Annotated in this window: 10 protein-coding genes; 7 read left to right on the plus strand and 3 right to left on the minus strand. The window is 62.3% G+C overall.

Features of this window, described 5'->3' with window-relative positions; all coding sequences use genetic code 11:
- Positions 1 to 3: 3 nt before the first annotated feature.
- The gene (aceK, locus tag ACZZZU_RS04155) at positions 4 to 1,725 is read right to left on the minus strand and encodes a bifunctional isocitrate dehydrogenase kinase/phosphatase (protein ID WP_463549850.1); all 1,722 of its coding nucleotides are present in this window, start codon (positions 1,723 to 1,725) and stop codon (positions 4 to 6) included.
- Positions 1,726 to 1,964: 239 nt separating this feature from the next.
- Between aceK and ACZZZU_RS04160 the strand changes: the two genes are divergently transcribed.
- From ACZZZU_RS04160 to ACZZZU_RS04170, 3 genes are all read left to right on the plus strand, one after another.
- Positions 1,965 to 2,516, plus strand: a complete 552-nt coding sequence (locus ACZZZU_RS04160) for an RNA polymerase sigma factor (protein ID WP_463549851.1) — start codon at positions 1,965 to 1,967, stop codon at positions 2,514 to 2,516.
- On the plus strand, positions 2,513 to 3,457 hold the full coding sequence (locus tag ACZZZU_RS04165; protein ID WP_463549852.1) for a FecR family protein: 945 nt from the start codon (positions 2,513 to 2,515) through the stop codon (positions 3,455 to 3,457). The genes ACZZZU_RS04160 and ACZZZU_RS04165 overlap by 4 nt, the downstream gene beginning before the upstream one ends.
- 111 nt (positions 3,458 to 3,568) lie before the next feature.
- The gene (locus ACZZZU_RS04170) at positions 3,569 to 6,091 is read left to right on the plus strand and encodes a TonB-dependent receptor (RefSeq protein WP_463552100.1); all 2,523 of its coding nucleotides are present in this window, start codon (positions 3,569 to 3,571) and stop codon (positions 6,089 to 6,091) included.
- On the opposite strand, the gene ACZZZU_RS04175 is transcribed toward ACZZZU_RS04170, so the two are convergent.
- Complete coding sequence (locus ACZZZU_RS04175) at positions 6,088 to 7,014, minus strand: LysR family transcriptional regulator (RefSeq protein WP_463549853.1); 927 nt, start codon at positions 7,012 to 7,014, stop codon at positions 6,088 to 6,090. The two genes, ACZZZU_RS04170 and ACZZZU_RS04175, sit on opposite strands and share 4 nt — an antisense overlap.
- Before the next feature lie 106 nt (positions 7,015 to 7,120).
- Here ACZZZU_RS04175 and ACZZZU_RS04180 point away from each other — a divergent pair, with 106 nt between their 5' ends.
- From ACZZZU_RS04180 to ACZZZU_RS04195, 4 genes are all read left to right on the plus strand, one after another.
- Positions 7,121 to 8,863, plus strand: coding sequence for an amidohydrolase (locus tag ACZZZU_RS04180; RefSeq protein ID WP_463549854.1), 1,743 nt, complete (start codon positions 7,121 to 7,123; stop codon positions 8,861 to 8,863).
- 185 nt (positions 8,864 to 9,048) lie between these two features.
- A complete protein-coding gene (locus ACZZZU_RS04185; RefSeq protein WP_463549855.1) occupies positions 9,049 to 9,783 on the plus strand; it encodes a TorF family putative porin in 735 nt (244 codons plus the stop codon).
- Positions 9,784 to 9,900: 117 nt separating this feature from the next.
- Positions 9,901 to 11,283 carry a substrate-binding domain-containing protein gene (locus ACZZZU_RS04190; RefSeq protein WP_463549856.1) on the plus strand — a complete coding sequence of 461 codons (1,383 nt, stop codon included), beginning with the start codon at positions 9,901 to 9,903 and terminating at the stop codon, positions 11,281 to 11,283.
- Between the two features lie 451 nt (positions 11,284 to 11,734).
- Entirely contained in the window at positions 11,735 to 11,920 is a 186-nt protein-coding gene (locus tag ACZZZU_RS04195; RefSeq protein ID WP_463549857.1) for a hypothetical protein, read from the plus strand.
- A 214-nt stretch (positions 11,921 to 12,134) separates the two neighbouring features.
- Here the strand turns inward: ACZZZU_RS04195 and ACZZZU_RS04200 are convergent, their stop codons facing one another.
- Positions 12,135 to 14,555 (minus strand): TonB-dependent siderophore receptor, encoded by a 2,421-nt coding sequence (locus ACZZZU_RS04200; RefSeq protein WP_463549858.1) that lies wholly within the window; start codon positions 14,553 to 14,555, stop codon positions 12,135 to 12,137.
- Positions 14,556 to 14,583 lie beyond the last annotated feature (28 nt).

Raw genomic sequence — 14,583 nt, forward strand, 5'->3', positions numbered from 1 at the left:
CAGTCAGTTCAGTTGCTCTTTGCGCCGATACGGGAACACGTCGATCACCTTGCCGGCGCGAATCGCGTCCTGAAGGCTTTTCCAGTAGTCCGCTTTGTACAGGTCGCCATGCAGCTCGCTGAACAGCTTGCGCTGGCGCATGTCGGCGAACAGGAACGGCGGGAACTCCTCTGGGAATACGTCCAGCGGCCCGATCGAATACCACGGCTCGGAGGACATCTCGTCTTCGGGATAACGCGGTGGCGGAATGACGCGGAAGTTGGCTTCGGTGAGGGCGCAAATTTCGTCGTAGTCGTAAAACACCACGCGCCCATGACGGGTGACGCCGAAGTTTTTCAGCAGCATGTCGCCGGGGAAGATATTCGCCGCTGCCAGTTGCTTGATGGCCAGGCCGTAGTCTTCCAGCGCTTCGAGCACCTGGGCTTCGTTGGCGTGTTCGAGGTAGATGTTCAGCGGCGTCATACGCCGTTCAGTCCAGCAGTGGCGCACCAGCACGGTTTCGCCTTCCAGCTCGACAGTGGACGGTGCCACTTCCAACAGCTCGGCCAGGCACTCCGGGTCGAATTTGGACTTGGGAAAACGGAAGTCGGCGAATTCCTGGGTGTCGGCCATGCGCCCTACCCGGTCGACGCTTTTCACCATGCGGTACTTCTCGATCACCGTGGCGCGGTCGACGTTTTTCGACGGCGAGAATTTGTCTTTGATGATTTTGAATACGGTGTTGAAGCCCGGCAGCGTGAACACGCTCATGACCATGCCGCGCACACCGGGCGCCATGATGAAACGGTCATCGGTGTTGGCCAGGTGGTTGATCAGCGCGCGGTAAAACTCGGACTTGCCGTGTTTGTAAAAGCCAATCGAGGTGTACAGCTCGGCGACGTGCTTGCCCGGCAGAATGCGTTTGAGAAAGCCGACAAACTCGGCGGGAATCGCCACATCGACCATGAAGTACGAACGGGTGAAGGAGAAGATGATCGACACTTCCGCTTCATCGGTAATCAGCGCGTCAATCTGAATACCGCGCTCCTCGCGGTGCAGAAGCGGGATCACCAGCGGCCACTGTTCGTCGCGGGTGTAAATGCGCCCCACCAGGTAGGCACCTTTGTTGCGGTACAGCACCGAAGAAAACAGCTCGATGCACAGCTCCGGGTCTTTGCACACCCAGTCCGGCAGGTTGGCCCGCAGTTGGCCTTCCAGGCGCGCCAGGTCACGGTTCAAGTCTTCGTAGGGCACGCTGAATTGGTAGTCGGTGAACACCTGCTCAAGCATGCCGGCCAGGTTCACTTGCGGCATGTAGGTGCGGGTCTGCGCCCCGCGTTCGTGGCTACGCAAGGAAGGCCGCGTGGTGTGAATAAACATGCAGCCGTCGCTGATCAGGTCGTGACTGAACAGGCCACAGAAAATCGAGTTGAACCAGGTTTCGGCCAGTTCGTCGTCGAAGCGGCTGTCGATCAGGTTGATGTAAGCGCTTTTCACCAGCGGCCACAGGTGCACGTCGAGCAGCACCTCATCGGCGTGGGCCTGGCGCAAGCGCAGGCTGACTTCGTGCACTTTCTCTTCGTACAAATTGATGCGCGCCGCCGAGGCCTGCTGAATTTCCTGCCATTGCGCCTGTTCGAAGCGAGCGCGGGCGCCGTCGGTGATCTGTTTGAAGTGCTCGCGATAGTCATCGAAGCCGTCGAGGATCAACCGGGCGATATCGGCGGCGGGCCATTGCTGGGGCATAAGAAACTCTCGGCAGTGAAGGTCGGCAGGTGAAGGTCGGCTGCGTTTGCAAGCGGCAACGAAAGCGGCAACGAACGCCGAGCTTAGCCAGATGCCGCAACAAGAGAAAGCGGCGCGGCAAGAAAGTCATTTGTACGAAACAGAGAATTTCACCGAAACACATTTCGCACGAGACAAATGCTAACCATTCTCGATAACATCGCCGCGCCCTGCTCTGCCGCTTACCGAAAAGGACGCTCATGTCTCGCCGCCACCCCGACCCTGAAGACGCGCACACGTATCGCAGCTTCTATGCGGACATCCTGCATTACCTGCGCAAACGCACAGATAACGCCAGTGATGCGGCCGACATGACCCAGGACGTATTCACCCAATGGTTGGGCTATCGCGACCAGGCCAGCGTCGAGCAACCGCGCGCCTTTCTATTTCAAATGGCGCGCAATTTACTGCGCGATCATTGGCGTAAACAGAAGGTGCGGCATTCCGTATTTGCCGAGCACAGCGCGCAACCCAGCGAGGTCGAGGTGCACGTGACGCCCCTGCACAGCAACGAGCCGCTTGCCCGCGCCCAGCAGCAGCAACATCTGGAACGCCTCAGCAGCGTGCTGGACGAACTCTCGCCGCGGCGCCGCGAAGCCCTTATGCTGCATCGCTTTGATGGCTTGAGTCAGGCGCAGATCGCCGACCGCATGGGAATTTCCGTAAGCATGGTGGAAAAACACATCGCCTTCGCCCTGCTGCATTGCAAGCGCCGGCTGGAACAGGACCACGCTCAGGAGCCGGCGCAGTGAACGCGCCCGTCGACAACCTGGGCGACGACAGCATCGACGCCCAGGCCGCCGAGTGGTTCAGCCGTAACCGAGGCAGCAACCCCGACCCGCAAGCCTTCGCCCAGTGGCTGGCCGAACCGGCACATGCCCGCGCCTATGCCGAGTTCGAAGCCCTGTGGGCTGAGCTGGGCGAACTGCGCGGCGCGCCGGCGCTTCGCCCAGCCCGTCGTCGACGTGGCTGGCGGCCGGCGCTGGCCGTTGCCGCCGCGCTGCTCTGTGCCCTGCTGGCCATGACCCTCGGCGCGCCACACACCGTGTTCAGCCAACACATTGCGGCGCAGGCCAAGGGCGTTCGTGATGTTCAATTGCCCGATGGCAGTACGTTATTCGTCAACGCCAATACCCGGCTGAGCATCGATTTCACCGCCCACCGTCGCGACATCCATCTGCTCCAGGGTCAGTTGTATATCGAGGTGGCGCCCGACAAAGAACGGCCGCTCTGGGTGCACTCCGGCGAAGCGCAGGTGCGCGTGGTGGGCACCGGCTTTGACGTGCGGCGCGGCCAGCGGCAGTTGGTGGTGACCGTCGCCCATGGCCAGGTTGCGCTGATCCCGACGGCCGATGCCACGCCCACGCTGCTCAGTGCCCAGCAGCGCGCCAGTTACGACTACCGCAGCGGCCGCGTGCAGCAAACGCTGCTCGATGCCAGCCAGGTCGCCGATTGGCGCAGTGGCCATTTGGTGTTTCGCAACCGCGACCTCGCCAGCCTGATCGACGAGTTGGCGCTGTACCGCGACCAGCCGGTGCAGTTAAGCGATCCGGCGTTAGCCAACTACACGGTGTCCGGCAGTCTGGACGTCAACGACCCGGACGCTCTGCTGCGCGCGCTGCCGGCCTTGCTGCCGGTGAGAACGGTGATTCTTGGCGACGGACGCGCCAAGATCGAGCCACGAAAAAAATAGATGCGAATATTTGTTATTTGCATATGAGGGTTTTGCTCCGTGCCGCGTCTTCCTACCGTCTGCATCGTCCGTGCAGGCCAATTTTCGGCAATTGCCACCTTGGGGGAAGTCATGTTTCGCGTGCACCACTACGTCCAAAGCCGCTACGCCCGCCCATCGCTGCTGGCCTTGTGCGTGGCCTTCAGCCTGCAAGCCCAGGCGCAGACATTCAGCCTGAACCTGCCCGCCCAGCCGCTGGCCGTCTCCCTTAGCCAAGTGGCGCAACAAACCCAGGCGCAGTTGCTGTTCGACGAAACTGTGCTGCGCAACGTGCAGGCGCCGGCCCTTAGCGGCCAATTCAGCCCCGACGAGGCCATTCGCCAATTGCTACGCGGCAGCGCGTTTACCCTGGTGAAGGTCGATAACACCTACGTGGTGCGCGCCAGCGAAGTACCGGCCACGGAACAGGGCATCAGCCTCGGCGCGTTGAGTATTGTCGGCGACGGCGCGCAGGTGGATTCGGCGACAGTCGGCCGTTCCACGTTAAGCCAGGTTGAGATCGACCGCCGCCAGCCCAACAACATTGGCAGCCTGCTTTCCACCTTGCCGGGCGTCACCGCCGGCGGCTCGCCAAAGCCGGGCGGCCAAACCTTGAATATCTGGGGCATGGGCGATGCCGAAGACGTGCCGTTAACCCTCAATGGCGCGCCCAAATCCGGCTTTGAGCGCTACCAGCAAGGCACCATTTTCATCGAGCCGGAGCTGATCAAGAGCATCGAAGTGGAAAAAGGCCCGCACTCGCCCTTCACTGGCAACGGCGGCTTCGGCGGCACGGTGAACATGACCACCAAGGACGCTCCCGACCTGCTCGAACAAGGCCGCGACACCGGCGCCATGCTCAAGTACGGCTACAGCAGCAACGATCATCAGCAGATCTACACCGGTGCGACGTATGGCCGTACCGAAGACGGCATGATCGACGCGCTGGTGTATTACACCAAGCGCGACGGCGGCGACCTCAAGCTCGCCGATCAACGTCCCGACCCGGATAACCGCTACCCGATCAACCCCAAGCGCTTGCCCAACTCCGCGCAAGACCTGGACGCCGAACTGTTCAAACTCAACTTGCACCCCAACGATGAGCACAGCCTGGGCCTGTCTTACACCCGCTCGAACAGCGAGCGCATGACGCCGTTTTCCTCCAACAGCTACCCCACGCCGCCAATCGCCACCAACATCCGCCTGTACGGTTATGAAGGTGCCCTGCGCCGTTTGCTCGCCGACCGCACCACGGTCGACACCACCTGGTCGGCCAAGTACGAATACCAGCCGCTGGACAACCCGTTGGTGGACCTGGAGCTGAGCTACTCGCACTCCAAAACCGAGCAGACCGACGAGCGCGGCGAAAACGCCTTCTACCAGCCCGCCACGGGTGGCCGAAAGATGGACACCTCGTACCGCGACGATGTCATCGAACTGCGCAATACCAGCCTGTTCGACACCGGCCCGCTGGCCCACGCCGTCACGGTTGGCAGCCAACTGCGCAAGCACAAACGCGACACCCTGATGTACATGCCCGGCAGCACCTACAACCGACCGCAGTACAACTACGGCTACTACCAGCCGGGTTTTATGCCGCGCGGCGAAGTCGACAGCCAGGGTCACTACATCAAAGACGCCATCACCCTGGGCGACCTGACCCTCACGCCATCGCTGCGCTTCGACCAAGTGCGCAACGACGGTAAAAAGAACCTGGCGCCGCTGTACAACACGCCAGGCGTCCACGACTACAGCAGCCAGACCTACAGCGGCTGGTCGCCGCGCCTGTCATTATTCTGGGCGCCGCTGCCGCAGGTGGGCTTCTTCGCCGACTACAGCAAAACCTGGCGCGCGCCGGTGATCGACGAACAGTACGAAGTGCAAAGCGCCACCAGCACCCGCAACCGCACCAGCCGTGATTTGGACCCCGAGCGCATCACCGCTTTGCGTGCCGGCACCGTGCTGTCGTTCGACATCGGCCGCGCCGACAACCTGCAAGTGCGCACCACCGTGTTTCGCAACGAAATCAAAGACGAGATTTTCAAAAACCTCGGCATCGACTGTGAAAACCAGTCCATCAACGGCGGCTCCCTGACCGCCCGCTGCGGCGCCGGCAACCGGCCGATTTACCGCAATATCAATGGCTCGACCATCAAGGGCTTCGAGGTCGAAAGCTTCTACGACTCCACCTGGGTGTTCGGCTCGCTGAGCTATTCGTGGATGACCGGCAAACACGACGGTGCCTACCTCAACCCTTGGGGCCCGGACGTATGGGCGCGCGATATTCCATCACCAAAATGGAACGGCACCCTCGGCGCGAAGATCGTGCCGCTGGATATGCAAGTGGGCTGGCAAGCCGAGTACGTGCGTAAAACCGACCGCGTACCCAGCGACGACTGGACCAGCGACTCCGCCTACGACGAGGCGCAGAACGACAGCTACGCCGTGTTCGGTGTATTCGCCAACTGGAAACCGCGCCAGCGCGGATTGAAAGGCACCGAGGTAAATCTCACCGTCGACAACATTTTCAACAAGGACTACATCCCGCAACTGAGCGGCGACAGCGTGCGCAGCCAAGGCCGCAACGCCAAAGTCAGCGTCACTCGCTTCTTCTAAGCCGTTCCATCCAACCCACGCTGGGCCAGAAACGCAGCGAGAAAATCAATAAACGCCTGCACCTTGCCGGTGGCGCGGCGGTGGCTGGGGTACACCGCCAGAATGTGCGGGCCGAAGGCGTCGGGATCGATGTCGTAATCCGCCATCACGCGTACCAAACGGCCCTCGGCCAGGTACGGCACCACGCTCCATTCCGGCGTATGCAGCAGGCCGGCGCCGGCCAGGGCGCTGGCCAACAACAGGTCATAGTTGTCGCTGCGCAGCCGCGTATTGGTTGGGTGCGCCAGGGTCAGGCGCTGGCCGTCGCGCTCGACAAACCATTGATGCTTGTCCAGCGCCGGGTGCTGATACACCAGCCATTGGTGCTCACTGACGCTGCTCGGCGTCAGCGGCTCGGGATGGCGTTCCAGGTAGGCCGGGCTGGCACAGATAAAAATGCGATTGCGCCCCACACGGCGGGCAATCAGGCCGGGCAAATCGCTGTGGCCTTCACGCAACGCCAGGTCATAGCCGCTTTCCACAAGGTCGACAAAGGCATCGCACAAATCGATGTGCAGGGTCAGTTGCGGGTACACCGCAAGAAAGCCTGCGCACACTTCATCAAGAAACGCGCGCCCAAACGCCAGCGGCGCGGTGATGCGTAAATTGCCGTGCAGCCCGTGTTGCAACTGGCCAATTTCCTCACCCACTTCATGCAGGCGCTGCAGCACTTGCCGTGCTGTTTCCAAGTACAACCGCCCTGCTTCGGTCAGTACCGTGCGCCGCGTGCTGCGCTCGAACAGGCGGCTGCCCAATTCGGCTTCCAAGTGACTGACGGCCTTGGTCAGCGCCGACGGCGTTTTGCCTAACTGCTCGGCCGCACGGCTGAAACTGCCGTGTTCGGCAGTGGCCACAAACATGCCGAGGGCACTGAGCTTGTCCATACAGTTTTTCCTGTCAGGCAAAAGGGTTTTGCGCGGCGCAGCCGTTCTGCCCGCCAAGCGCAACCGCTAGTCTCGCCACCAGACCAATAAATACAAGGGGTTTCCCATGAAAAGGTTCATTCCGAACCTGCTGGCGTTGGCGGTGGCTTTTTCCTCGATGGAATCGATGGCGGCTGCTGATCTGGTGTTGTTCAACGGCAAAGTCTTCACCGCCGAAAGCAGCGCGCCCAAGGCGCAAGCTGTGGCCGTGGAGAACGGCAAAATTTTGCAAGTGGGCAGCGACGCTGAGATTAAAGCGCTGGCCGACAGCACCACCACCGTCATTGACCTCGGCGGCAAAGCCCTCATGCCCGGCATGATCGACGCCCACTCCCACGCCGTGTTCGGCGGTCTGGAGATGGCCTCGGCGAATATGGCCGATGAAGTCGTACCCCTTGAAGAATTGGAAAAACGCCTGCAAAGCTGGCGCGCCGACGGCAAAGCCGGGCACGGCGCGGTGCTCGTTGTAGCGGGCATGAACTCGGCCTACTGGGCACAGGCCGAAGCCCTGCGCGAACGCTTCAACGCTGGCGAATGGGCCGACCAACCCATCGCCTTTATGGGCAGCGATCACCACACCGGCTGGATCAACGCCGCCATGCTCAAGCGCGCCGGCATCGACGCCGCGCTGATCAAAAAGCTGCCGGCCGCCGAAGCCGACACCGTGGGCAAACGCGCCAACGGCGAACCCAACGGCTTTCTGGTAGACGCCGGCTGGGACCGTGCCGCCGCCGTGCTGCCGCCGCCAAGCGACGCGGTGATGTACAAGGCTGGGCAAACCGCCGTGACCTACAACAACAGCCTGGGCATCACCGCCTGGATGGACCCCGCCGCCAACGCCGCACCCGGCGAAGCCGTGTTCGCCATGAAGCCCACGGAAAAATCCGTCGGCGTGTTGCCGGTGTACAAAGCCCTTTCAGAAAAAGGCCAGCTGACGGCCCACGTTGCCGCGCTGCTGGTGGCCAACGGCAAGAGCCGCCCGAGCGACCTGGATGTGCTGGCCAAGGTGCATGACCAATTCCAAGGCATCCCCAACCTGACGCTGCCCGGCATCAAGATTTTCGCCGACGGTGTGCTCGAATACCCGGCGCAAAGCGCGGCCTTGATTGACCCGTACAACAACTCGCAAAAACGCGGCGAGCTGTTGATTGATCCGGCGCATTTCGGCGAGCTGGTCAGCGCCATCGACGCCCGCGGCTGGCTGGTGCACATCCACGCCATCGGCGACCGCGCGGTGCGTGAATCGCTGAACGGCATCGAGCAGGCGCGCAAAGACCGGCAAAGCGGCATCACCCATTCGATTACCCACTTGCAGCTGGTCAATCCGAAAGAATTTGCCCGCTTCAAACCGCTGAACGTGATCGCCGCCATGCAGTTGCTGTGGGCCGCTGGCGACGAATACACCATCGGCATGGTCAAGCCCTACGTCAGCGCGTTTGCCTTCCGCTACCAATACCCGGCGCACTCGCTGCTTAAACAAGGCGCCACCATTGCCGGCGCCAGCGACTGGCCGGTGTCGAGTCCGAGCCCTTGGCTGGCCATCGCCCAAGCCATCAGCCGCGAAGGCGTAGAAGGCGTGCTCAACGCCGACGAACGCATCGACCGCGACACCATGTTCTACGCCTACACCCTCAACGCGGCGCGGACCATCGGCCTGGAAAAACAGATCGGCTCACTGAAAGCCGGCAAGGCCGCCGACTTCGTCATCCTCGACCGTGACGTGTTCACCGTGGACGCCAAAGCCCTCGGCGAAACCCAGGTGCTGGCGACGTATTTCGCCGGCAAGCAGGTGTACGCCGCCGAGCAATAACCGTGCGCCGCCTTGCCCTCTCCCCCGCGCGGGCGAGGGGAGAACAGCGCGAACGCCTGGCTTCAAGCACCGCGATCGTCCCCTCTCCCGCGTGCGGGAGAGGGTTAGGGAGAGGGCAAGCTGCACGCACGGCCTACCTGTCCGCTCGCCCCGCCCCATAAAAACCACAACATCGGGATCACACCATGAAGCATGTTTTGCTCGCAGGCCTCGCCCTGTTTCCGCTCCTCAGCCAAGCCGCCATACCGTTGAACGACGACTTCGCCGTGCAGGTCGACCTGACCCTGGCCAGCGACTACCGCACCCGTGGCATTTCGCAAACCCAGAACGACCCCGCCGCCCAAGCGGGCGCCACGCTATTGCACAGCAGCGGCCTGTACGTCGGCGTCTGGACCTCGAATGTAGACTTCGGTTTCGGCCTGAAAACCCGGCAAGAAGTGGACTACTACGCCGGCTGGTTCTGGCAGGCGACCGAAGACGTGAGCCTGGACGTGGGCTACCTCAAATACGCCTATCCCAAAGAAGGCCAATTCAACCAGAGCGAGGCCTACGGCATCCTCAGCGCCTATGGCTTCAAGGCGGCGGCCTACTACTCCAACGATGCGCCCAATATCGTCGGCAAAGACCAAGACACCCTCTACACCTACGTCGGCTACGAAACCACCCTGCCCGCCGACGTCGGCCTGCTGCTGCGCTATGGCCGCATGGACTTCAAGGACCCTCTGTACTGGTCGCAAAATGGCACCGGCAGCGACTCGTACCGCGAGTGGGAAGCCAAACTCAGCTACGAGCTGTTCGAGCTGAAATGGGGCCTGAGCTACATCGACACCGACCTTTCGGACGATCAGTGCGCGAGCAATTACGGCTTTACCGACACCTGCGGCGCCACGGTGGTAGCGAGCGTCAGCAAGTCGTTCTGATTGGCGTGTTTGCGCCTTTGCTTGGCACGGCAAAGGCGCAGGCATTGTCACTTTCCTGCAACCTTTCCGACTTATTCTCCGGGCACTTTCCACCGCTCTAGAATAAGGTCCTGCCGCATGCCGCGCGCCCCTGCTGTAACCGAACGTGATACTTGGATTCGCACCGTCACCTTCCTGGTTCTGGGTTTTATCTGCTACGCCTTGCCGTGGTCCGTATTCGCCGCGCTACCCGCCACTGCGGGCGATACGCCGGCGTTGCGCATCCAGGGCTCCAACACCATCGGCGCGAAATTGGGCCCCGCCCTGGTTAAAGGCTTGCTGGAACAACAGGGCCTGAAAAACGTGCGCGCCGAACCGACCGGCAATGACAACGAACAGCGCTTGAGCGGCCAGAACGCCAAAGGCCAGAACGTGGTGATCATCGTCGCCGCCCATGGTTCGGGCACCGGTTTTGTTGCCCTCAAAGACGGCAGCGCCGACCTGGCCGCTTCGTCACGTCCGATCAAAGACAGCGAATACACCGACCTCGCCGGCTTGGGTGATTTGAAAGGCCGTGGCGCCGAACACATCATCGCCATCGACGGCCTGGCCATCATCCTGCACCCCAGCAACCCGCTTAGTGCGTTGAGCACCGAGCAACTGGCGCAGATTTTTTCCGGCGACGCGAAAACCTGGGAAGCCCTGGGCGGCCGTGGCGGCGCCATTCACCTGTACGCCCGCGACGACAATTCCGGCACCTACGACACCTTCAAGGAACTGGTACTGGCCAGCCACGGCAAAACCCTGAGCCCCGGCGCCAAGCGTTTTGAGTCCAGCGAACAGCTGTCCGATGAAGTGGCCAAAGACCCGGCCGGCATCGGCTTTATCGGCCTGCCCTACATCCGCCAAGCCAAAGCCGTGGCCATCGCCGACGGCGACTCGCAGGCCATGCCGCCGTCCACCAGCCTGATCGCCACCGAAGACTATCCGCTGTCGCGCCGGCTCTTCTTCTACCTGCCGCCCCAGGTGAAAAACCCATGGGCCGACGCCCTGGTGAAATTCGCCCAGAGCCCGGAAGGCCAGGCCATCGTCGCCAAAACCGGTTTTATCGCCCAGACCGTGCAAGCGATCAAAGTGGCGCCCACCGCCGACATGCCGAAGAACTACCAAGACCTGGCCCGCGACGCCCAGCGCCTGTCGGTGAACTTCCGCTTCCAAGAAGGCAGCGCCAACCTCGACAACAAATCGCACTACGACCTGCAGCGCGTGATGGATTACCTGCGAGACAACAACAAACTCAACCGTCAGGTCGTGCTGCTCGGCTTCGGCGACCCGAAAGCCGACCCGTCGCGTGCCGCGTTGCTGTCAAAACTGCGCGCCATGACCGTGCGCCGTGAGCTGGCCAAACAAGGCGTAATGTTCCGCGACATCGACGGCCTCGGCGACGAGCTTCCCGTGGCCGCCAACAGCGCCGAAAACGGCCGAATCAAAAACCGTCGCGTGGAAGTGTGGGTGTACTAAACCGCTGCAGCTTTAGCGTTTGCAGGAATCGCGGCTAAAGCCGCTCCCACAGGGAACGCACCAGCTGTGGGAACGCACAATCGGTGGGAGCGGCTTCAGCCGCGATTGGCCAGGCCTGCAATCGCATCAAAAACATCGCGGCTAAAGCCGCTCCCACAGGGAATGCACCATCTGTGGAAACGCACAATCTGTGGGAGCGGCTTCAGCCGCGATTGGCCAGACCTGCAATCGCATCAAAAACATCGCGGCTAAAGCCGCTCCCACAGGGAATGCACCATCTGTGGGAATGCACCATCTGTGGGAGCGGCTTTAGCCGCGATTGGCCGGGCCTGCAAGCGCATTAAAAACATCGCGCCGCATTGCCACTGTCGCCTTTAGTGCAATTGCGAGCCCGCACCCGCCCCGTTACTCTTCGCGCTGCGGCGCCGTGGGCCGCGAACAGGGAGCGGTGATGAACAACGTGCATGTCGAGTATGTGAAGCTTCGCGGGCAGCAATGCTGGCGCGTGCGTATCGGCTATCGGGGTGTGACCTTTCAGGAAGAATTGGCCGCCCGCACCTTCGCCGCCCAACTCCATCAACGCCTTGCCTGGCTGCGCGCCAACCACGCTGAGCAGGATCCCTCCGAGCACGAATAGCGGACCTTCCGCAACCCTTTAAGGCCCGCCAACAGCGCGGCACTCATCCTAGATATCCACACTATCTGTGCATAACTCTGTGCATAGCACGCTACATGTAGCGTTTCGCGCTGGCGAAGGTGGGTACGGTCAAATAGCGATCAGCGCGCCTGCTTTTCCCCAAAAAGTCTGTTTAGCCGGCGCCGCTGGTAAACAGTTGCGCCGTAAACAGCAGTCAGAAACCGACGGTGGCCGAGACCAGGTAAGTGCGAGGCGTCGACATGCTGAGCCCAGGCTCGCTGTCGTCGGAAGCGCCGGCCGAGGCCCAGTAGCGCTCGTTCATGACGTTTTCGATGCCGGCGCGCAGGGTGATGTCTTTTTCGGCTGCTTTGAAGGCGTAGCGCGCGCCCATGTCGTAGCGTTCCCAGCCGTCGATTTGCTTGCTGTTGGCTTGGTCGAGGTACTGCGAGCTGGAGTGAATGCCACGCGCGGTGAGGGTCAGGCCCGACACGCCAGGCACGTCCCATTCGGCGCCGAGGTTGACGTTGTATTCCGGGGTGGCCGGGGCGCGGTTGCCGTCTGCCACACCGCCGACGGTGCCGGTCAGTTCGCTGTCGATGTACATCAACCCGCCCATCAGGCGGAAGCCTTGCAGCGGCTCGCCGAATACGCTCAGTTCGATGCCTTTGTTTTCGCGCTTGCCGTTAGGGCCGAACACCCGCGAGGTGGCGTTGGTTTCGTAGGCTGGCTGCTTGATGCGGAACGCGGCGGCGGTCAGGGCGAAGCTGCCGAGGTCGTACTTGGCGCCCACTTCCACCTGACGGCTGATAAACGGTGGGAAGATTTCATCGCTGTTCACCGACGTGGACGGCGCGATCTTGCCTTGGCTCAGGCCTTCCATGTAGTTCGCGTACAGGGACAGCTCGTCGGTGAGCTTGTACAGCACGCCGCCGGAAGGCGAGACCTTCTCTTCGTCGTAGGCGGTGTCGCCTTTTACGTCGTTCGACCAGTCGTCCACCTGCACCCGCTGCCAGCGCGCGCCGAGGGTGACCAGCAAGCGGTCTTCGAAAAAGCCCAGGGTGTCTGCAAGCGCCACGCCGCTGAAGCGGTTCTCGGTGTACACCTCGGCGTCGGCGCGAATCGGCCTGGTGGGTGTCGGGGTTTGCACCGGGTTGTAGAGGTTGCTGGTGGCGTTGGCGTAGCGCGCGCCGCCGTTGGTGAAGTCCATGTAGAAGTAGCTGGCCGACAGATTCAGCTCATGGCTGACCGGGCCGGTGTCGAACCAGTTGCGCACGCCGGCAGTGGCGGTGCGGACCGACTCGTCGCGGGTAAAGTCGCGCGGTTGGACCACAAAGGCACCGGCGTCGTTGCTGACCGGCACGTTGTGACGCAGGAAGTCGTGGTTACTTTCCCGCGCACCCACGGCGCCGTAGGCCATTAACGAATCGCTGAGGTCGTACTCGGCATTCACCGCGCCGAAGGTGTCTTCGGTGCGTGCCTTGGTCCACGACTGCGCATAGTTGTGGCGCACATCGTCGGCGTCCGGCACCTTCGCCGCCGCGCCAATCAATACGCGCTCCTGTGGGGCGTCGGTGTCACGCTCGGTGTGGCCGATGTCGGTGGAAAGGCGTAGGCGGTCGCCGCGAAAGTCCAGGCCCAACACGGCCATTTCACGGTCGACGCTCTGGTGATCCCACTCGGTGTCGCCGGACTGTTTCACGCCGTTGAAACGCAGGCCGAACTGATTGCCTTCGCCGAAGCGCCGACCGATGTCCACGGCGCCACCGACCTGGCTGTCGGAGGCGTAACTGCCGGTAAATTCGGTCAGCGGTTTGTCGTCGGCGCGCTTGGCCACCACGTTGATGCCACCGCCCACGCTGCCGCGCGGCGAAATGCCATTGACCAGTTGGCTCGGGCCTTTGAGTACGTCGACGCGGTCGGCCATATCCATGTCGATGGAGTACGTCGGCAAGATGCCGTAGAGGCCGTTATAGGAAACGTCGCTGTTGAACAGGCTGAACCCGCGAATGGTGAATTGCTCGAAGCGCCCACCGGCCGGGTTGGTGGCGCGCACGGACGGGTCGCTGGCGACCAGGTCGTTCAAGGTGCGTGCCTGCAGATTCTTCACCGCCTCGCTGGTGTAGGTGGTCATGCTGAACGGCGTTTCCATAAAGTCACGCGAGCCGAGCAAACCTTGCGAGCCTCGACGGGCGATCTGGCCACCGGCATAGCGCTCAGCCTCGGCGGCGTGCTGGCCGCCGGTGATGCTGGTGGGCGCAATTTCCACGGCGCTGCCCACGGGCGCAGCTGGCACCACGGTGTAGGCGCCCTCGCCCGCTTGCTGCAACTGCAAGCCGCTGCCTTGCAGCAAGCGCGCAAACCCTTCCTCCACGCCATAGTTACCGGACAGGCCGGGACTATTGCGGCCGCTGACCAGCGCGGGGTCGACGGAAAGATTGACGCCGGCCTGGCTGGCGAAGCGGGTCAGCGCACTGCTCAGGCTGCCAGCGCCAATCTGCACGCTGTGGCGAGCGTCGTCGGCCAGGCTGGGCACGGCGTGCAGCGCGCCGGCCAGGCTGAGAATCAGGCCCAGTTGCGACAGCGGGCGCAAGGCGAAAGGCAGACGGTTGGGACGATGAGGCTGGACGACGGACATGGAGGATCGCTCTCGATTCAATTCACTT

The sequence above is a fragment of the Pseudomonas sp. AC136 genome, from assembly GCF_979258585.1.

Excerpts from the sequence above, each read along its gene's own strand:
- aceK (WP_463549850.1), bottom strand. The coding sequence starts at position 1,725 with ATGCCCCAGCAATGGCCCGCCGCCGATATCGCCCGGTTGATCCTCGAC.
- ACZZZU_RS04160 (WP_463549851.1), top strand. The coding sequence starts at position 1,965 with ATGTCTCGCCGCCACCCCGACCCTGAAGACGCGCACACGTATCGCAGC.
- ACZZZU_RS04170 (WP_463552100.1), top strand. The coding sequence starts at position 3,569 with ATGTTTCGCGTGCACCACTACGTCCAAAGCCGCTACGCCCGCCCATCG.
- ACZZZU_RS04175 (WP_463549853.1), bottom strand. The coding sequence starts at position 7,014 with ATGGACAAGCTCAGTGCCCTCGGCATGTTTGTGGCCACTGCCGAACAC.
- ACZZZU_RS04180 (WP_463549854.1), top strand. The coding sequence starts at position 7,121 with ATGAAAAGGTTCATTCCGAACCTGCTGGCGTTGGCGGTGGCTTTTTCC.
- ACZZZU_RS04185 (WP_463549855.1), top strand. The coding sequence starts at position 9,049 with ATGAAGCATGTTTTGCTCGCAGGCCTCGCCCTGTTTCCGCTCCTCAGC.
- ACZZZU_RS04190 (WP_463549856.1), top strand. The coding sequence starts at position 9,901 with ATGCCGCGCGCCCCTGCTGTAACCGAACGTGATACTTGGATTCGCACC.
- ACZZZU_RS04195 (WP_463549857.1), top strand. The coding sequence starts at position 11,735 with ATGAACAACGTGCATGTCGAGTATGTGAAGCTTCGCGGGCAGCAATGC.
- ACZZZU_RS04200 (WP_463549858.1), bottom strand. The coding sequence starts at position 14,555 with ATGTCCGTCGTCCAGCCTCATCGTCCCAACCGTCTGCCTTTCGCCTTG.